This is a genomic window from Paenibacillus ilasis, assembly GCF_043195395.1.
Classification (GTDB): domain Bacteria; phylum Bacillota; class Bacilli; order Paenibacillales; family Paenibacillaceae; genus Paenibacillus_AQ; species Paenibacillus_AQ lautus.
Window position 1 is genome coordinate 97,463 of sequence record NZ_JBHDJG010000005.1, and the last position, 20,967, is coordinate 118,429.

General features: G+C 51.5%; 13 protein-coding genes. 2 read left to right on the plus strand and 11 right to left on the minus strand.

What is annotated here, in order from left to right; translation table 11 throughout:
* Positions 1–2: 2 nt before the first annotated feature.
* From ACETK5_RS30495 to yicI, 7 genes are all read right to left on the minus strand, one after another.
* Entirely contained in the window at positions 3–2,402 is a 2,400-nt protein-coding gene (locus ACETK5_RS30495; protein WP_243391011.1) for a glycoside hydrolase family 95 protein, read from the minus strand.
* A gap of 202 nt (positions 2,403–2,604) precedes the next feature.
* Complete coding sequence (locus tag ACETK5_RS30500) at positions 2,605–4,317, minus strand: ABC transporter substrate-binding protein (RefSeq protein WP_100541446.1); 1,713 nt, start codon at positions 4,315–4,317, stop codon at positions 2,605–2,607.
* A gap of 76 nt (positions 4,318–4,393) precedes the next feature.
* Complete coding sequence (locus tag ACETK5_RS30505; RefSeq protein ID WP_100541445.1) at positions 4,394–5,302, minus strand: carbohydrate ABC transporter permease; 909 nt, start codon at positions 5,300–5,302, stop codon at positions 4,394–4,396.
* A gap of 15 nt (positions 5,303–5,317) precedes the next feature.
* Entirely contained in the window at positions 5,318–6,280 is a 963-nt protein-coding gene (locus ACETK5_RS30510) for an ABC transporter permease (protein WP_100541444.1), read from the minus strand.
* A 590-nt stretch (positions 6,281–6,870) separates the two neighbouring features.
* The gene (locus tag ACETK5_RS30515) at positions 6,871–8,427 is read right to left on the minus strand and encodes a response regulator (protein WP_394059607.1); all 1,557 of its coding nucleotides are present in this window, start codon (positions 8,425–8,427) and stop codon (positions 6,871–6,873) included.
* Complete coding sequence (locus ACETK5_RS30520) at positions 8,402–10,210, minus strand: cache domain-containing sensor histidine kinase (RefSeq protein ID WP_326115720.1); 1,809 nt, start codon at positions 10,208–10,210, stop codon at positions 8,402–8,404. Before ACETK5_RS30520 ends, ACETK5_RS30515 begins: the two co-directional genes overlap by 26 nt.
* A 217-nt stretch (positions 10,211–10,427) precedes the next feature.
* Entirely contained in the window at positions 10,428–12,755 is a 2,328-nt protein-coding gene (gene yicI / locus ACETK5_RS30525) for an alpha-xylosidase (RefSeq protein ID WP_326119739.1), read from the minus strand.
* Between the two features lie 172 nt (positions 12,756–12,927).
* On the opposite strand from yicI, the gene ACETK5_RS30530 reads away from it, so the two are divergent.
* Positions 12,928–13,806, plus strand: coding sequence for a helix-turn-helix transcriptional regulator (locus ACETK5_RS30530; protein ID WP_100541440.1), 879 nt, complete (start codon positions 12,928–12,930; stop codon positions 13,804–13,806).
* Here ACETK5_RS30530 and ACETK5_RS30535 read toward each other — a convergent pair.
* The gene (locus ACETK5_RS30535; RefSeq protein ID WP_243391010.1) at positions 13,801–15,195 is read right to left on the minus strand and encodes a glycosyl hydrolase family 18 protein; all 1,395 of its coding nucleotides are present in this window, start codon (positions 15,193–15,195) and stop codon (positions 13,801–13,803) included. The two genes, ACETK5_RS30530 and ACETK5_RS30535, sit on opposite strands and share 6 nt — an antisense overlap.
* Before the next feature lie 340 nt (positions 15,196–15,535).
* Positions 15,536–16,291 carry a YqcI/YcgG family protein gene (locus tag ACETK5_RS30540; RefSeq protein WP_100541438.1) on the minus strand — a complete coding sequence of 252 codons (756 nt, stop codon included), beginning with the start codon at positions 16,289–16,291 and terminating at the stop codon, positions 15,536–15,538.
* Between the two features lie 184 nt (positions 16,292–16,475).
* Between ACETK5_RS30540 and rnjA the strand changes: the two genes are divergently transcribed.
* A complete protein-coding gene (gene rnjA, locus ACETK5_RS30545; protein ID WP_100541437.1) occupies positions 16,476–18,194 on the plus strand; it encodes a ribonuclease J1 in 1,719 nt (572 codons plus the stop codon).
* Positions 18,195–18,359: 165 nt separating this feature from the next.
* Here rnjA and ACETK5_RS30550 read toward each other — a convergent pair whose 3' ends face one another.
* Both ACETK5_RS30550 and ACETK5_RS30555 read right to left on the minus strand, forming a co-directional pair.
* Complete coding sequence (locus ACETK5_RS30550) at positions 18,360–19,583, minus strand: MFS transporter (protein ID WP_100541436.1); 1,224 nt, start codon at positions 19,581–19,583, stop codon at positions 18,360–18,362.
* Positions 19,584–19,644: 61 nt separating this feature from the next.
* Positions 19,645–20,721 (minus strand): ATP-binding protein, encoded by a 1,077-nt coding sequence (locus ACETK5_RS30555; protein WP_243391009.1) that lies wholly within the window; start codon positions 20,719–20,721, stop codon positions 19,645–19,647.
* Between the last annotated feature and the right edge of the window lie 246 nt (positions 20,722–20,967).

Genomic DNA, 20,967 nt, shown 5'->3' on the forward strand with positions numbered 1-20,967 from the left:
GTTCACTTCAAGAAAGCCTTGTTCAATCCATTCGTGTTCACGCTGTCTTCATCGGTGGCTGGCGTGATCCGATACGTCGCTCCGTTCACCGTTTCAAACGAGCCATGGTCATCCGTCGTCACTACACTTCCGTCTTCCCTTCTAACGGCGAAAGGCACGGAATAGCTAATTCTACAGGTTCGGCCATGCGTAGAGGTTACGCTCGCAGACGTTAAGAGGCCTTCCCTCCATTCCATGTCCACAATAAACCCGCCGCGAGCCTTTAATCCTCTTACGGAGCCTTCTGCCCACGCTTTCGGCAGCGCCGGCAGCAGCTGAATGGCACCCAAATGACTCTGAAGCAGCATTTCCGCAAGTCCGGCGGTGCCTCCAAAATTCGCATCGATCTGGAACGGAGGATGGTCTCCGAGCAGATTAGGATGCATGGAACGGGAAATCAGCGTCCGGACATAATCATACGCCTTGTCCGGCTGCTGCAGTCGGGCAAACAGGTTGATCAGCCATACGCAGCTCCATCCCGTGTGCCCCCCACCATGGTCGATGCGCGACATCAGCGTACGATAAGCGGCTTCCGCAAGCTGCGGCGTATCCTGCAGGGTAATATCGGAGCCGGGGTACAATCCGTACAAATGGGATACGTGCCGATGTCCGGGCTCCGCTTCCGGATAAGGCTCGCTCCATTCCATGAGCCTGCCCTCGTCATCGATGGCGTAAGGCAGCAAGCGCGCGACCGCCGCCCTCCATTCCTCCCGCAGTTCTTCATCCTGCTCCAGCAGCTGTGATGCTTCGATACAGTGATGAAATATATCCCGAATGATGGCCATATCCATGGTGGAGCCTGCCGACACGCTGCAAGGCAAGCCTGCTTCGGTAAGGAACTGATTCTCCGGCGATGTCGACGGGCTGGTCACCAGATGCCCTTTCCCGTCTTCAATAAGCCAATCCAGGCAAAACAATGCCGCATCCCTCATCAGCGGGTAAGCCGTTTCCTGCAAATATTCGAGGTCCGGGTGGAATTGATAACGCTCCCATAGATGCCGGCACAGCCATGCGCCACCCATTGGCCAGAAAGCCCACATGGCTCTGCCATCGCTCGGGCTGGCCATTCGCCATAGATCCACGTTATGATGGGCGACCCATCCACGGGCGCCGTAATGAATCTTCGCCGTCCGGGCACCGCTTACGCTAAGCTCCCGGATCATCTGGAATAGCGGCTCATGGCACTCGCTCAGATGGGTCGTCTCTGCGGGCCAGTAGTTCATCTCGGTATTGATATTCGTTGTATAATCACTGTTCCATGGCGGCTGTACATGCGGATTCCATATGCCCTGCAGATGGGCGGGCTGTGTACCTGGCCGGGAGCTGGCGATGAGCAAATATCTTCCGAATTGAAACATCAGTGCCTCAAGAGCAGCATCCTCCCGTCCCTCCCGGTACGCTTGCATCCGCTCGTCGGTGGCCAATGCTTGTGTAGAACCCTCAGCCTCTGGACGGCCAAGCTGAAGCTCGACCCGTCTGAACAAGGCTTGATGGTCCTTGACATGCCGTGAGCGCAATTCTGCAAAACCATGCCGCATCGCGTCCTGAAGTCTCCCCCTGCATATCCCGGACGGATCGGTTCCTCCAGAACCTGGAGAACGATCGAAGCCTTCAAAATTCGTGGCTGCCGCAATCAGCAGCGTGACCGAACCTGCGCCGTTGATGCGTATGCCGCTGTCATCCACCGTTACCTGCCCGCTATCCGTCAGGGCCAGCAGCCTCATTTCATACTGTATGCCAAGCCCGTCTTCATAGAGTACCGACCCGGGGTGATCGCCTCTGTAATTATCGGCAATATGGGTTGGAGCATGTCCATACAATACCAGGGTTCCGTCTTCCTCTGCGCGTGTACGATGCTGCAGCGGTGAATTTAACCCAATCTCCAATTGGATGGGTGCGCCGCCCGTGCTCGCATAACCGATAACCGCGACCTGGTCAACCGCACTGATGAACATGTCCCTGCTGAAAATATCATCGGAGCCGCCCGCTCGAAAGCGAGTGGATGCAATCCCTGTATCCAAATCCAGTTCGCGCCTATAGTCCGTCCAATGATCCGCTATTCCCGACTGTCTGATGACCAGATCACCTAAAGGCAAAAAGGACTCCGTGCTTCTGCCGACCATCTTGCCCTCAATCAACTGTTCGGCTTCGGCATACTTTCCGGACGCAATCAGCTCTCTTGCCGCTGCCAAATGCCGGCGAGCCTCGTAATTATTCGTATCCCGGGGAAATCCGGACCAAAGCGTATCTTCATTCCATTGAATGCGTTCTTCCTGTACGCCTCCGAACACCATGGCGCCAAGACGGCCGTTTCCGAGCGGTAGCGCTTCTTCCCACTTGGCCGCGGGCTCCCGATACCACAATGTTGAGACCTGCTGCTTTGCTGAATTCAGTGTAATCCCCCCTTATTCCAGTTGATAAAGGTCTTCTCGAAGAACACCTTAAATCCTTCATCTATTGTTGTATTTCTTGTAAGTAAAATAAGTACCGCCGCTATAGCAGTAACAACCTTGAATAGCGGCAAAAGGGGCCGCATATAGCCGGCCCCTTCTATTTACCTATACCTTAATTATTCCAGAGCTCCACACGGTCGCGTACCAATTGGGTGTATTCCTGCTCCATTTTCTCGGCGCCGGCATCATTCAGTTCTTTGAGGAACTGATCATACAGCGCATCAAATTTCGCCGGATCGGCAAGAATGATTTCCGGAATCCGCTTCCGAGTAATCTCTTCCACCTTTTTGTACGTGATATTGATATTGGAGTCGCTCGGTACCGGAATGTTGTAAGCAACGCCCCACGGCTTCACTTCAAATTCCTCTTGCTTCGGCCACAGGTCTTTCCACATTTCGACGCCGTATGCTTTCAGCGTCTCCTTTGCGGATGGCGTATAGTTCTCTATGATCGTCTCCGGGAAGTTCGTTGTGTAATAGTTGTCCGTCGAATCCTTCACGCCGTCGCCGTAACGAGGGAACATCGCATTGTACAAGCCGATTCCTGTCTCCTTTGTGAAGTTGGCGTTGTCATAGGTTTTGCGCTCTTGAACGTCTTCCGGAATGACACGCTTGCCGTCCACAACGTTGTAATGCTCGCCCTCGATTCCCCAATTCATCAAAATTTGCCCTTCTTCGGAAGCCAGATAATCCAGGAATTTGATGATTCGAACCGGATCCTTGGCGGATGTTGTAATGCCTACGCCCCATCCGGCGACGTAACCCGTGTCTTGGAACGTTGCATCCTTCGTCGACTCATCCAGCTGGATCGGGAATCTTGCATAGGTGCGGTTTTCCTTGCCGGAAGTTCTCAGCGCGTTCGTTGCATTGCCGAAGCCCCACTCCTGATCAATGACGCCAAGGACGCGGCCGGAGGAAATTTTGGCTTCGTATTGGTCCGTCTTCTGCACAAACGTTTCTTTATCCAACAAGCCCTCGGCGTTCATATGATTCAGCCAGCGGAAGTATTCCTTCTCTTCCGGCCGCTTGTAATGAAGCTTCGCCTCGGTTGTTTCCGGGTCGATATAGTACTCGCCGTCATCCGATACGCCTGTCGCGATAAACGCCGGGTTCGTTACCGAGATCATGATTCTCCATCCGTCCGCATTCAGCGTCAGCGGAATCGTCGGCTGGCCGTCAATCGTCGGGTTTTTCTCGGCATAGTCTTTCAGCGCTTTCTCATAGTCCTTCACCGTTTTCAGTTCAGGGTATCCGAGTTCTTTCAGCACTTCATGCTGGATCTGGAACGTGCCGCCGGCATCGAGTGCCTGATGGTCCACCGCTGCAAGTGTCGGGAGGACATAGATGGCCTCATCATCGTTGCTCCATTTCAGGCGGCTCATATAATCTCCATACACCTTCTTAATGTTCGGTGCATGCTCTTCAATCAGATCCGTCAGATCAATAAACGCTCCGGAATCCACAAACAGATTGGCGTCACCCTTGGCAAATACCAAGTCCGGATATTCCCCGCTCGCCACCATCAGCGGGAGCTTCTGATTGGAGCCGTCCACCGCGTATTCGGCTTGGATCGTAATGCCGGTTTTCTCAGTCAGCTTCTTGCCGACCGCATCCTGCATGTTGGCCCAGTTGGCATTGGAATCCGCGCTATAATACGTCATGGTCATCGGCTCCAGCTTCTCTTCCTGCTGCGTATCGCTGCCGCCGTTGCCTTCTTCACCGCCATTTGCGCTATTGTTGCTGTCGCTGTTGCCGCACGCTGCAAGAACGAATGTAGCCATCATCATGATCGCGAGCAGCAGCGACAATCTCTTCTTATGTTTCATTGCTATACCCCCTAAATCGATTTTTAATCATTTATCGTATAACAGGACGCAATGCCTGCTGATACCGTACATATGCTTAGCTTTTTACCGCTCCAAGCGTCATGCCCTTCACGAAATACCGCTGCAGGAACGGATAGACGAGCAATATTGGAACCGTTACCACAATCGTGATTGCCATTTTGATCGACTCCGGCGACACCTGCTTCACGATCTCGGCCATATTCTGGCCGGACATCATGCCGCTGGTTTGTCCCTGGGTGCTCTGCAGCACCTTCATCAGCTCGAATTGGAGCGTGGTGAGATGGGGGGCGTTACCGTTGTAGAGATACGTATCAAGCCAAGAGTTCCACTGCCCGACGGCCAGGAACAAGGCGATGGTAGCCAAGACGGGCTTACAGAGCGGAAGAATGATTTTGTAATAGATCGTAAAATCGTTGGCCCCGTCAAGCTTTGCCGATTCCTGCAGCGAGTACGGCAGGCCGTCGATGAAAGACCGGATGACGAATACGTTAAACGCGCTCACCATGCCCGGAATGATGTAGACCAGAAACGAATTCATCATGTTCAGGTCGCGGATCAGGATGAACACCGGAATCATTCCGCCGGAGAAATACATCGTCAGCGCAAGAAAGGTCGACATGAACTTTCTTCCCTGAAAGTCTACCCTGCTGAGGACGTAGCCCAGCATCGTGCCGCTTAGCAAGCCCAGAAAGGTCCCTGCAAGCGTACGGAGAATCGTGTTTTTGGCCCCGGTGACCAAGCCGTCGTATTTAAAAATCTGCACATAGTTCTCCAGCGTGAACTCCCGCGGCCAGATGTAGATTCCCCCGCGCACCGTATCGACGGAATCGTTCAGCGATATCGCCAGAACGTTCAGGAACGGGTAGAGTGTGACAATCATGACCAGTGCCATGATGGTAAAATTCGCGATATCAAACACCCGATCGGAGAGCGAGGGCTTGAATGCTGCTTTGGTTCGTGCCATGCTGTTTCCCTCCCCTTACATAATCGATTGCTTCGTGAATTTTTTGAACAAACCGTTGGCAAGCAGCAGCAGGATGATGCTCACGACGGAGTTGAACATTCCGATGGCCGTACCGAATGAGAAACGTCCCATGCCAAGACCATAATTCAGTGCATACAGGTCCAGCACCTCGGAATAATCCACCACCAGCGGATTCCCCAGCAGGAACTGCTTCTCGAAACCGATGCTGATCAGATGACCGATGGACATGATCAGCAGGATAGCAATCGTAGGGGCGATGCTCGGCAGCGTAATATGCCATATTTGGCGAATCCGGCTTGCGCCGTCAACCTTGGCCGCTTCGAATTGCTCCTGATCAATCCCTGAGATCGCTGCCAAATAAATGATCGCGCTCCAGCCCATTTCCTTCCATATATCGGAGCCCGTTACGATGTACCAGAACAGGTTCCCCTGAGCCATAAACTGTATCGGCTGATCAATCAACCCCAGCCACATCAGCAGCTGATTGACAGCGCCTCCATCTGTAGACAGCATTTTGGTCACAATACCGGCAACCACGACCCAGGACACAAAATGCGGCAGATAAGATATCGTCTGTACGGTCCTCTTGAATACGCTTCCACGAAGCTCATTCAACAAGACTGCGAATAGGATCGGAATCGTGAATCCAACGATCAATCCCATGAAACTCATGGCGAGTGTATTTCGCAACACCAGATAAAACTTATCGTCCGCGAAAAGTGCTGCGAAATGGTCCAGGCCCACCCATTTTTGCTCGAATATCTCTTTGCCCGGCTTGTAATTCTGGAATGCCATCAGCCAGCCCCACACCGGCAAATAACTGAAGATGAATACAATGACGATGAATGGTAGCGACATTCCGTACAGTACTTTCTGCTCTTTGAAAGTGGTCCAAAAGCCTTTCTTTTTCTTTGCGGCAGGTTGGATGCTGCTTTCCGTCTTTGTTACCGCTTTCAAACCAACCCCTCCTCTCTTGTATATCCTGATGATAAACCAAGCTGCGGCGGGGAAGTACCCGAAGGATTGGCTTAAAAATCATATAAAAATTAGACATTAACTGCGGGAGAGAAAATGCAGAAGACCTTTATGCCGCTCCGTGTCCGGATCGTATCTCCGATCGCTGTTAAACCCGGGAAACCTCGGATGATAGGGTGAGGTGGTTTCCCGGCTTTAAAGGCCACCGCTGTCGCTTCTCCGATACGATTCCGGCCCCTCCGCTCGGAGCTTCGCAGCATTTGGATTCCCCGCTAATGCCTTGGGAAAGGAAAGGAAAGGGGAAAACAAAAAGACGCGTACCTTAGTCGCGTCTGAAAGGGCACGATATGAAAGTACTTATGCTTAGTCTGGTTGTAGGTGAGAGTGATGAGGCGTGCAAATATTAACCATTTAGAATACGGCATCAGACGGCGCGGAGCTGCTTGAAGCCTATTTGTCGTGCGCCATCTCCCGCGGTTCCTCATGCAATGCTCTGGTCACAAGGCTGTATAACCTCGGTGCCGCATCCGGGCTCGGTCTCGTTGTGCGATTCAGCGTTACGGTATGGCCTGTTACAGGTCCAGCTCCTTGCGGAAATTGGATGGTGAGGTACCGACGTACTTTTTGAATTTGCTATGAAAATAGTCGACGTTCGTATAACCGACCTTCTCCGCGACCTGATACACCTTCATGCCCTGCTTCAGAAAATCCTTGGCTTTGTTGATCCGGACCTTGTCGAGGTACGTATTGAAGTATTCTCCGGTTGTATTCTTGAACATCTTCCCCAGGTAGGCGCTGTTGTAATTAAATACGGAGGCCAGTGTTTCCAGTTTAAGATTCTCATTGTAATTGCGCTGAATCAGATCCATGATCCGCTTCATCTCCTGATCCCGTCCGCCATTGCCCGCCTGCCAGATGAGCTCCTCCAGGAATTGGGACGAATGGCGGCACAGATCATGGGCCGTGCGCTGGCGAAATATCGCGGCAATCCGATCCGAATATTCCTTCGTGCGGGACTGCAGCTCCGGTTGATGTTGTATCAGCTTGTTGTGCACGCCGGTGAGAAGTTCCACGAACGCCCCCTTCATTCTCTCCTCCGTATACTCCTCGTTCACCATGGCATACGCAGCAGCATGCAGCAGCTTCCGCTGCACCTCGACATTGCCTACGTCCACGGCGTAATAGAGCTGCTCCATCAGCTGCTCCGGATCATAAGGCTGCCGATCTTCATCCGCGATGTCACCGGCAAACCGCTTGGATTCAGGGAATAACAACTCGCCGGGAGCATAGAAGAAGCGTTCGCGAATCCGTTCCTTCGCACAACGGTACGAATCGGCTACATCCTCCAGACGGTGAACCTGACGTCCCAATGAGGCCGTAATTGCCGTGCCAGCCTGACTTGCGGCTTCCTCCACCGTCTGCAGCAATTCCTTTCGTCCTCCTGCCGTCAATACCGGCGTCGGCATTAGAACGCCGAGTAGTCCATGCATGGAAAAGACCGTGCCGCGCCCGTTCTCTTCAAAAGCTTTGATCAGCTGGTTTTTCAACAGGTCGTCGGCTCCTTCACCGGATTCATCGTAGCCGTTATTATGAATAATCAGCACTTGGTAATGGTTCCATAACAGTCCTGACCGCTCGGCGATATGCCGTAAAGCCGCTGGATCGAGCTTACTCTCCGGATTGAACCATGTCTGAATGAACTGCTCGCGGCTCATATCGGAAGCTGCCCTATTCAATGCCTTCCTTTCCTGTTCCTGCTCGATGGCATCTTTAATCTGAAGCAAATACTTGCTCAGCTCGTCCTCATCCACCGGTTTCAAAAGGTATCCGTCCACGCGATGCGAAATCGCCCGCTTGGCATAATCAAAATCGGCATATCCGCTCAGGATCAGCAGATGAATCTCAGAATCCAGGTTCCGAATGGCTTCGATCAGCTGCAATCCGTCCATTCCTGGCATCCGAATATCAATCAGCATCAAGTCAGGGGCGTACATCCCGTGCTTCTCCAACGCTTCGCTCCCGTTGGCTGCGGTGCCTACAACCTGAAACCCAAGCTCAGTCCATGGCACGATGCTCTTCAGTCCTTCGCGCAGCTTGGGTTCGTCATCCACGATTAACACTTTCATCATCGCTCTCTCCTCCTGTCGGAATACTGAATTCAATGCGCGTTCCAATCCCCGGTTCGCTATAAATGATCAGACCCGCTTCAGGGCCGTAGGTAAGCTGCAGACGGACATGAACATTCCGGAGCCCGATCCGTCCTCCGTCCTTCTCGTCGGTATCGTTCAAATAACCATAGATCATCCGCAGCCGCTCCAAGGTTATGCCCGCTCCATTATCCTCGGTTATGACGTGCAGTTTCCCTTCGCTGGCCGTGACCCTCACCCTGATGAAAGTTCCCTCTTCCTTGTGATCCATCCCATGTATGACCGCATTCTCCACAAGCGGCTGTATGATCAGCGGCGGGATTCTTACCCGATCGGCTTCGGGCTCGACCAGAAGCTCATATTTCAGACGATCCTCATAGCGGAACTTTTGAATATCCAGATAACACTGCACCATCTCGATCTCGTCTTTTATCGTTGTTTTTCCGCTGCCTATCTCGAGATTGCTTCGCATCATTTTACCGAGCAGCCGTACAATCCGGGCAATTTCATCCTCACCCTTGAGATGCGCCTCCATACGAATAGACTCTAAGGCATTAAATAAAAAGTGCGGATTGATCTGACTGGCCATCATTTTGAATTTAATTTCATTCTGCTTCTGCTCCATTAACCGTTTCTGTTCATTGGACTCCTGCACTTCGTTCATTAGGTCGTTAATATTACCCACCATGGAGTTAAATTGGCGGGATAGCTGCCCGATCTCATCCTTGCCGTCAATTTCCATGGCAACCCCGAGGTTGCCTGTACCAACCTTCGTAATATGCTTGCTAAGGCGCAGCAGCCGGTTCGAGATCAATGAAGAAAAGCTGTAGATCAGAAGAACGGCCAGCAGCAGACTAATGATGATGACTGTCATCGCCAGTTTGCTGATCCGGTTGGCGTCCGCCACGATGCTATCAATCGAAAATATGGAAATAATGCGCAGGCCGTTAACCCCGGATTCCGTATTCAACGGTTCAATCAGCACCTTGGAGGCTTCATCATGGATGACCGATTCATAACTTCCGCTCGCATGGTATACAACCCCGCTGGTATCTTGAATCTCGGCTAGCGTTTTCCCGTACAGCTCCGGACGGTTAGCGGCAACAATATTGTTATTGCTGTCCACAATAATGGTGTCGAACATTTCTTGGCTGAGAATCGTGTTCAGCATGCCCGTATTGACATTGATGACAAGTACGCCGCGGTTGTCCTTGCTTCCAAGATCAACCCCCTTGATTAAGCTGAGGTACACCTTCTGATCACGTTCATCCGTAATATAGTCCCAGTAAATGACGCCGATATCATCCTCGGCTCGCTGATACCATTCCGTTTTCTTAATCTCATCCTCGGGATAAAGGAACTCCCAATTGTTCAGCATGGTGGGGTTATCGCTGTAGAAACGGATATTCGATATTTCCTTATACATCCGTATCGCCTGCTGTAAGTCGGGGTACTCCCTGTAAGCCACAAACACGTCGTATACGCTTTCATATTGCTGGCTAGCAAGATTTCTCAGACGCTCGTCGTAGGATAGCCGGTAGGATAAATCGTCTGCCACGTTGATGACTTCGGTTGACCTTTTCTTGACCCGGTCCACGTTCTGGTAAGCCTGCTCCAACGCATTGTTGAAAGCAAATTTGCGGAGCTCGCCCGTAAGGAATATCCCCACGATGGCTACCGGCACAAAGACCACGACCACAAAAGACAATATCAATTTGTTGCGGATTTTCATGTCATTCACAAGTTGAATGAAATAAGATAACATCGGACCGTCTTCGCTCCTGTCCTTTAATCTTCGGCAGTCTTTAAAAGAAAACGGTTACAACCATTCGTGAATAAATCTGCCGCAGGCCTATTATATCAGCATTGCCGTTTGTTCAAGGCCAGCTAAAATATGGAAGAAGCCCGATTCCAGCATAAGGCTGGTCCGGGCTCATCTTCGCTATGCTTTTTTCCTTTTATCCAACAGGCTTTTCCCAGGCTTACCCTTCCAGAGTTGCCGTGAAGGTCACCGCTTGTTGTCCGGCCTCCACTTGAACGCTACCTTCTTGCAGGCTCGCTCCCGAGCCCTCCACAGATGAAATGACTCCCGTGTCATAGAGCTTCACGGAAAATGGCTTGCCGCTGCCTTCCACCGTAAAGTCGATCCGACTGCCTGCACGTACAGCCCGCACAACCAGCTCGCTCTCCCCGTTCATGTTGCGAACGGTGACCGTAGCCGCGCTGCCGTCTTCCAATGCATACAAGCCAAGCTCAACCCCGTCTGCATAGTCATATTCCGGACGGGTGTCGTTTGCGCCCAAGGCGAGGAACGAGTTGCTGCGTACAAACAACGGCAGCCCGAGGAAATCGTACGTTTCCTTGCGCCAGGTTCCGCCATCCACCGTTTCTCCGGTTAACAGATGCGTCCAGCGGCCCTTCGGCAGATAGTACTTCACGTCGCCGTTCTCGCTGAACACCGGTGCCACAAGCAGGGAATCTCCCAGCATGTACTGACGATCCAGCATTTCGACGGCCGGGTCTTCCGGGAATTCCAGGAACATGGCGCGCATGCTTGGCACCCCTTGCTCCGATGCCTGTACAGCGGTATGGAACAGATATGGCATCAGACGGCTCTTCAGCTTCGTGAAGAAGCGCGTAACGTCTACAGCCTCCTCGTCATAGGACCACGGCACCCGGTAAGAGCTGCTGCCGTGCAGACGGCTGTGGCTGGACAGCAAGCCAAATGCCAGCCAGCGTTTGAATACATGCGCCGGAGCCGTATTTTCGAAGCCGCCGATGTCATGGCTCCAGAAGCCGAAGCCGCCGAGACCGAGGGACAAGCCGCCGCGCAGGCTCTCCGCCATCGATTCATAATCCGCATAGCAATCGCCGCCCCAGTGAACAGGGAACTGCTGCCCGCCTACGGTTGCAGAGCGTGCAAATACTGCCGCCTGATTCTTGCCGAATTTCTCCACCAGCACATCAAAGACCACTTTGTTATAGAGCTGAGTGTAATAATTGTGCATTTTATGTGGATCGGAGCCGTCAAAATAAACAACATCCGTCGGAATGCGTTCGCCGAAATCCGTCTTGAAGCTGTCGACGCCCATATCTGCCAGCTCGCGCAGGTACCCTGCATACCATTCGCACGCGTCCGGATTCGTGAAGTCCACCAGCGCCATGCCCGGCTGCCACAGATTCCACTGCCACACATCGCCATTCGCTTTTTTCACCAGATAGCCCTTCTCACGGCCTTCCTCAAAGAGACGCGAGCGCTGCGCGATATACGGGTTGATCCACACGCAGATTTTCAAGCCTTTTTCTTTCAAACGCTTCAGCATGCCTTCAGGATCCGGGAACACCTCTTCATCCCATTGGAAGTCCGTCCAGTTGAGACCCTTCATCCAGAAGCAGTCAAAGTGGAACACTTCCAGCGGGATATCGCGTTCCAGCATACCGTCAACAAAGGAGTTTACGGTTGCTTCGTCATACTGGGTTGTAAAAGAGGTCGAAAGCCACAATCCGAAGGTCCAAGCCGGCGGTAATGCCGGTTTGCCTGTCAGATTCGTGTATTTGTCCAGCACGCCTTTCGGATCGGGCCCATCAATAACAAAGTACTCCAGTGACTCGCCTGGCACGCTGAACTGCACCTTCTTCACTTTCTCCGAAGCCACTTCAAAGGATACGAGGTCCGGCTGGTTGACAAACACGCCATAGCCCTTGTTCGTCAGATAGAACGGAATATTTTTATAGGCTTGCTCGGAGCTTGTACCGCCATCCTGGTTCCAAATATCCACGACCTGGCCATTCTTCACAAACGAAGTGAATCGCTCGCCAAGACCGTATACCCACTCGCCTACGCCCAGATCCAGCTCTTCGCGCATGTAGGTCTGTCCGCCATCTTCCACGATATGCGCCATGGATTTGGCTCGGCTGCCGGTAATGCGTTCTTCTCCTCTATAGAAGTGAACCGACCATTCCGGACCTTTCTTGATCACAACGCTCAAATTGCCGCTGCGAAGAACCGCTTCCTGATCATTCTCTTCAATGACCGTATGGTCGCCTTCCTGTTTGTACAACTCGAATGCAGGTCCGCGATCTCTTACGCCCGCATAGTGAACCAGCTTTACGCCGATGACGCCGGGTGCCGGAGAATGAAATTGCACGGTGATCAGCTGTGCATTAATGGTTGCTCCTCTGCCCGGAATCGGGGCTGTGGAGGCGTAAGCTGTCAACGTATCTCCTTTTACCGCAAAATCATAAGCCTGAACCGCTCCCGAAACGGAATATCCTTCCCGGATAAGCCAGTTGCCGTCTGTAAATTTCATTTTTTAATCCGCCTTTCTATATTATGAAAATTGAACTTTAAGATGTAAGCGTTATAATATCATTATACTGATCTGTTTTAAGCTGATCTAACAGTATTCCATTGTTTTATAGCACAATTTTGATATAAGACGACATCATTCAAGCGGTTATTCATTTCCCAGGAGGTACATCATGGATCAATCCTTTCGCCAGTCGTTAAAAGAAAGCACCGTCCACGGGAATGAACGCTTCCCGTTTGGTGCCTACTGGTATCAATTTGCCCCCGGTGCCCATGTGGTAGACTCCCATTGGCATAAGGAAGCGGAAATTTTCTATGTGATGGAAGGCGAGGTTCTGTTTCAGATCGACTCGGAATATATCCCTGTCCGGGCGGGTGAAGCCATATTTATCGATGGAGGAGATCTTCACACCGGTCACGCCCGGGGCGATCAAGGCTGCAGTTTCTGTGCGATGGTGTTCGATTTCGGCATGCTTGCAAGCAGCAGCTATGATCTTGTACAGGAAGGAATGATTGTTCCCTTTCAGGAGCGGAGAGCCACCTTTCCAAGATGGATGACGTTCGAGACCGATGAGCAGCTGCTTCAGCATATAAAGGAAATGACGCTGCTGTCGAAGCACAAACCTGCCGGTTATGAGGTCGCCATTAAGGGACATCTGTTCCTTATGTTGTTTCAGGCCGCATCCTCTGGCCGACTGGTCAACCGGAGCCGGAGCGAAGCAGCGGATATGGTGAAAACGGAGCGTTTGAAGAAAGTCATTCTCTACATTCAGAATCATTATCACCATCCCATCCGGCTGAGTGAGCTGGCTGATCTGATCCCGATGAGCGAAGGCCAGTTCTGCCGCTTCTTCAAATCGATGACCGGGCAAACGCCCGTGGACTATATAAATTCCTATCGCGTTCGCCAGGCGGCTGAGCTCCTTCGTCAGCCGGACAATAAAATATCCGACATCGCACTCGATGTCGGATTTGGGCACATCAGTTATTTTGTTCGGGTCTTCCGTAAGATCATGGACTGCACGCCTTCGGAATATCGGAAAAAATTATAATTTCGGCAGACTTGGTATGGTCTGATTGCAATCTCCAGGAAGCGGCAGATTTCGGCATACGTACTGGCCCGCGCTGTTCTCATTCGCTGCACCTGACGGGGCCGGCTGATGAACCCGTTGTTTCCAGAGCTGCCACAGCATGAATCCATCCTTCGCCCTTCCCTTATTCTTAATATAGTTCACCATCGTTTCTACATTATAATAGGGCGTTGCGATATTATTCTGACCGTTCATCATGTCGGCATCGTAGACCGTGCCCGGTGCGGCATTCAGCTGCAGGACCGCACCGCCCGATCCCTCCGGCGCAATCTGCATGCCCATGTTGATAGGTCCGTTGTATATCGCCTTATACGATTCATAGCCTTCACGCGGATCGTAATAAATACCGCCATCGTAGGACATCAGATTGATGAAGTTGATCTTGCTGCCATGGTCCTTGACTACGCGGTACATGGTACCTCCAAAAGGTGATCCCCATTGGACCTTGCCCTCCTCAAACGGCGTTCCTTTCACGTAATAAGCACCCGTGGACCAGCCGGCGATGGAAATCTGCAGATTCGCGTTTCTTGCATGGATTTCATTATAGAGACTCGTAATAATCCCGGCGATCTCTCCATCCTTGGTGCAGCTGAACTGGGCGGCTGTCCCTTTGTTGCAGCTGCTTCCGCTGGATTCCCAGTCAATGTCGACTCCGGCAGCGCCTAGATCAAGAGCCAAATCCACAATGTTCTTGGCATTGAATCTGGACCACTGTGAACCTTGACTGTATGACCAGCCTCCTACCGATAGGAACGCTTTCGTTCCGCGGGCTCTGAGAGATGCGATGTGGTTACGCAGATCCTGAGACTGCTGAGCTGTAAATGTACGCTGCCCGTTCGGTGTCGTGGCCCCTTCCACAAATTCCAAGCCCGCAACGGCTTGATCAAACGCATAGGACCCTTGGGTATAGGTGGTGTCCGGCCTTACGAATGCAAGATTGAGATGGGTGATGTAATTGGGAATGTTGGCGGTAGTCAGATCGTAAATACTGGTGTTCCAAGAACTCGCGTAAGCGACATACATACGGTCACCAGGCAGCGGAGGGTCCACAGGAGGGTCCACAGGAGGGTCTACTGGTGGATCCACCGGGGGATCGACGGGCGGTGTCCCGGGATTGCATGCTCCAAGGTCCTCCCATACCCCCCATTGTCCTGTCGTTCCAGGCTCCTCGCCCTGCGTCCACCATTTCGCTTTCCAGGCATGACCGTTATGGGATACCATATTGCCCCCGCCATATACGGCGGAACTGCTCCAAACGGGTTCCGCACAAACCTCAGCGGCTTGAGCCTTGTACACAGGGAACATACTAAGCACCAGCACGGCGATGAATCCGAGAATCCATCCTCTCATCGTTCTGGACAACCTTGTCATTCATCAAACAACTCCTTCGCCAATTAATTTCGTTTATTAAAGCGGTTTCAAAGCTGGTGAAAGCTCCTTACCTTACACACCTCCTAACGCATACAGATGAAATGATATGACGTACTTTAAGTGTAACTTGGTAATTTTTTGTACAACAAGGATAAGATTTACTAATTCAGGGGCAAAATCCTATACCCTGGCCTATCCACGCTTCCACGCAAAAAAGGCTGCCACACTGCGGATTACCGCATTTGAGACAGCTCTTTAATAGAAAGCATGTTTAACCCTGACTCCGATTTAGGGTATGATGATAGCAACGTGTTATTTCTTATGATGGATTGATCTCTTTGTGCCGCCTTGCAAACGGACATTTCGATAGTGACTCCGTGTTATCCCGCAAAAAATATTGCTTCCATTCATAGTTATCCTCCGCCCCGTAGAACTTCAAGTCAGGGTGCGGTGGTACGGGATCATATTGGGCCAACCGCTGACGAATCAATCCCTTGGTGTGTTCTGCTTGCCTTGTTCGGGCATTGAACTGCTTCAGAACCCAACGAGGCGTAAAAGCAAGCATCATGTAGGGAAAGTATCTGCTCTGGCGAAGCTCATGTGCCGGTGTGCCGCAATAAACAAAATAAGGCTCGCCTGCAAAACAAAATTCCCACAGATGATCCGTCGGCTCCTCCGGCAGATCCGCCGGCCAAGGCTCCGTATCGTATTCGGTTGTCCGGCTTAACAGCTGCCAGAACAAACGCTCATAATACTCAACGCCTGCCAGGTTATCTCTGCTCGGCTCCGTATAGATCATGACGACAAGTGAAGTATAGGGCCCGAAGTTCCTGGAGCCGAGTCCGAACTCGCGCAGCAGAGCAGCCAGCTGTTCTGCCGCGGCCTGTGATTCGCCTTGATGGATAAAGCCGTATCTAAAATGATTCAGTGCATGTCCTTGCACTGCCGGAATACAGGGGAATTTGGCGTCACGGTCCGTCATTTTCTCGGTCAGCTTGGTTATCGCTTTCCGCTGCCATTCCGCCTGCAATCCATGGACAGCATCCATATCGTCCAACCTTAATAAACCGCTCATTACCAGTCCTCCTCTTCTACAGCATATAATAGTGGGTAAAAATAGGTGACTGTCACGGGCGAAATGCACATGAATTTCGAAAAGCGTTTCCCAAAAGCTTGAACTTTCTGATATCTTAAGTAGAGAAGAAATTAAAATGACCAGGCTTATGCCTTAATTACCATAGAGAGGATTCTTTCACATTATGTCTAAACCCCTGCTAACAGATCAGATTCAAACGGCCAAACCCGCCAAAAAACCGAGGCCTTCCGCTCCACCCGTGCGCATTTTTGCGCTTGGGGGGCTTGGCGAGATCGGCAAGAACATGTACGGCGTGGAATTCAAAAATGAGATCATTATCATCGATGCCGGGCTGAAATTCCCGGATGCCGAAATGAGTGGCGTCGATTACATTATTCCGGACATTCGTTATTTACTGGATAACAAACATAAAGTAAAAGGTATGTTCCTGACCCATGGTCATGAAGATCATATTGGGGCTATTCCCTATGTGCTTCGTCAAATCCAGATGCCGATCTATGGCGGGGCGCTGACCATCGGTCTGGTTCGTGCGAAGCTGGAAGAGCACCGGCTGCTGGATCAGAGTGATCTGCGCGTATTCCATGAAGACGAAACGATTTCATTCCGTCATCTTTCCGTTCATTTCTTCAGAACCACCCACAGCATTCCGGATGCCTTCGGGGTCGTTGTGGAAACCCCGTACGGGCCGATCGTACATACCGGAGACTTTAAATTTGATTTTACGCCGGAGGACAAGCCCGCCAATTTGCATAAAATTCTGCATATCGGCGCGCGTGGCGTCCTGGCCTTGATGGCTGACAGCACCAATAGCGAGCGGGACGGGTTTACCCCTTCGGAACGCACCGTCGGCGATTCCATCCTGCGTCTGTTCCGGGAATGTCCCGGACGGATCCTGTTTGCCACCTTTGCATCGAATGTTCATCGTCTGCAGCAGGTTGTTGAAGCTGCCATTCGAACAGGCCGCAAAATCGCCATCGTCGGCCGCAGCATGGAGAAGGTGTTTGTGATCGGTCAGGAGCTTGGTTATATTCGCGTACCGGACGGCATGATGATTGATGTGAAAGCCGTTAACCGTTATCGCGACGACCAGGTTCTGATTATTTGTACAGGCAGCCAGGGCGAACCCAATGCAGCGCTGACACGCATCGCTTCGGGTGCCCATCGTTCGATCCAGATTCATCCGGAGGACACCGTTATTTTCTCGTCTTCGCCGATTCCTGGGAATACCCAGAACGTTAATCGCAGCATCGATCTCTTGATGCGGGCAGGAGCTGAAGTTAAATACGGTTCCATTCTCGATATCCATACGTCGGGACACGGCTGCCGCGAAGATTTGAAGCTTATGATCAGCAGTTTGCGTCCCAAATATTTTGTGCCGATCCACGGGGAATACCGAATGATGCTTAATCATCGTCACCTCGCCGTGCAGGTTGGGGTTTCCGACAGCAACGTTTATTTGATGAACATTGGGAATACGCTGTCCCTATTCCGCAACTATGCGCGTAAAGGGCGGAATATCCCCTCCGGAGACGTCTACATCAACAATGGAGAGCTGCGCACCCATGAGAAGGAATTACTCGAGGAACGAGTACAGCTCGCTCACGATGGCGTTGTCATCGTTGCCATTACCATTAATCGCGAGACGCGCAAGTTGCTCTCAGGGCCGGAGCTGATTACCCGCGGATTTGTATATATGCAGGACTCCAAGCCTCTTCTACGCCGAGCTGAAGCGATGCTGCGCAAACAGCTGAACAAAGCCGGTGAACAGCGTGAATACAACCGCGCTGCCTGGGAACAGATGACAAACAACACACTCAACCGTTATTTTAAAAGGGAACTGGGCCGAAGCCCGTACATTATGCCTTCCATCATGGAAGTATAAGGCTTCGGTCACTTGAGCCTTAACTGTATCTCAACATAAAAAGGGTGGATCCAAGGTAATTTGAACCTTCGGATCCACCCTTTCTTCAGATATCAGAAAGTATACACTTCAGAGCATATCCTCCTGGTTCGCAAAAAAAACGTCATTTGCACGCGGTCACCAGCCTTAGTCCGCAAGCTCCTGCCCTTTCGTTTCCTTGCCAAGCACCAGTACGCCAAGCGCACCGATCAGGATAGTCACGAAAAACATCACGAAAATAAATTCGATACGGGTGCCATTTTGCTTCAGCACACCGACGAGCAGCGGTGCAATAACGCCGCCGATCCGTCCGAACGACGTAGCAAGCCCTACCCCCGTTGAACGAACCTTCGTCGGATAAAGTTCCGGACTGTAGGCATATAACCCTCCCCATGCTCCCAGATTGAAGAATGACAAGGAAATGCCTGCTGCGAGTAGCGAACCTTCCGTATTGGCGTAACCAAACCAGATTGCGCTGAAGGCCGTAAGCACCAAATAGGTTACGAGAACGAATTTCCGCCCGAACTTTTCTATAAAGTACGCGGCCGTAAAATAGCCCGGCAACTGGGCAAGCGTCATAATCAGCACATACTGAAAGCTCCTGACCAAACTGAATCCTTTATCGACCATGACGGTCGGAAGCCACAGGAACATGCCGTAATACGAAAATACGACCGTGAACCAGAGCACCCACAGCATGATGCTCGTACGCCGATGTTCCACCGACCAGACCGAAGCCACTCGCTCCCCGAAGGTCAGCTTGCGGGCAGCCTTGGCTTTCTGCTCGATATACCTTGGCGAATCCTCGATGGCACGCCGCAGATAGAGCGCATAAAAAGCAGGCAGAGCCCCAATAACAAAGGCTGCCCGCCAGCCGTAATCCGGGATGACAAAATAGGCTATAAGCGCGGATAGTATCCAGCCTGCCGCCCAGAAGCTTTCCAGCAGCACAACCGCTCTTCCCCGTTCATGAACCGGCATGCTTTCCGATACCAGCGTGGATGCAACCGGAAGCTCTCCGCCAAGTCCGAAGCCGGCAATAAAGCGCATCAAACACAGCATGATAAAACCGGTAGCCAGCGCGGAAAGACCGCTCGCGATCGAGAATATGAGCAGCGTCCACAGCAGAATGTTTTTCCGTCCATATTTATCGGCCAGGAATCCAGCCATGGCCGCCCCGAATACCATTCCGATCGAGGTGGTACTTGTCAGAATACCTACCTGCTGCGAGCTCAACGACCATTCCGCTGCCAGTGCCGCAACAACAAACGAAATCATCCCGACATCCATCGCATCGAACATCCAGCTGGCACCCGCACTGAACAGCAGCTTGCGCCGCTTCGGCTCTTTTAACAATTGCATATTGCCCATATTGGCCGCCCCCTCTCCTATATCTTTCTATAATGTAGAGCGAACCATACGTCCGGTCAAGCTAGATTATGCTGAGCGGCAGGATTACCTTTATGGTCGTTCCCTCCTGAAGCTTGCTGGACACGTGAACCTGCCCCTTGTGGTCCTCGATCATTTTTTTGCTGATCATGAATCCCAGGCCGTTCCCTTTCTCCTTCGTGGTAAAGAATGGTTCCCCGAGACGGGAGAGAATCGCTTCCGGAATCCCGCAGCCATTATCTGTGAAATAGATGGCCACGGTAGGGTCATCGCCTCTCTCCAGCCGAATGGTCAACTCCCCGCCGCCCGGCATGGATTCCACGGCATTTTTAATAAAGTTGATGAACACCTGCTTCAGATGATTCACATCCCCTTCTACATTCGCCTCTCGCTCTCCGAAATCCGTTATAATCTCGACGTTATGTATGATGGCCTGGGTATTTAATAGAGTAATTACTTGGTCCAGGAGCTGCCGGATATCGGCACGCTCGAATTTCACGCTTTGTGGCTTCGCCAAAAACAAAAGCTCACTTACGATCAGCTCGATCCTTTCGATCTCCGAGGAGATAATATCGAAATATTCATCCTTTCGGCCGGCGCCGGAGCGAATGAGCTGCACGAACCCTTTGATGGAGGTCATGGGGTTACGGATTTCATGGGCGATCCCTGCCGCGAGCTGACCGGCCATGGACAGCTTATCGGACTGGATCAGCCGCTCCTCTTCTTGATGGGCCGCCTTTTTCATGTCGGTAATATCCGTAAAATGCGCCACATAGCCGAGTGTTCTTCCTTCCCTGCTGCGAGCTGTGCTTAGCAAACAAGATACCCACCTGATATCGCCTTGTTTATGTATCAGTCTTTTCTCCAATTGCAAGGAAGCGGCCTTACCCGACTTTAGCTTCTTTAACCAATCTTTGTCCTTATTCACATCTTCCGGATAAATCCAATCGTAATAGGGATGGTGCAGACACTCTTCCGCCTCATACCCCAGCATGACGCAAGCAGCGGGATTAATTTTGATAATACTCCCCTCTGAATCGATGAATACCGTTCCAATCGGCGCTACTTCAATCGCTTGGACCATAAAATCATAGCTGAGACTTTCACTATTCATCATCATTTGGAGATCCTCCTGTCTTTCATTGTTCAATCGTTTTACCTATTTCGAGATATCGGATTGCTTCTCCTTTCCTCTCGCCTATTGAAAAATATAAATACAGCAAACCAAAGGATAATTTGGACATAGGGCGAATATATTGTGATGAGGTTTCTAATTTTTGGTGACAATCCCAGAGCTATTCTAGTGAAACTGAGAGAAAATGGTTTTTTTGACTTGAACGCTATGGCTTTTTCGTTTATTGTGAAA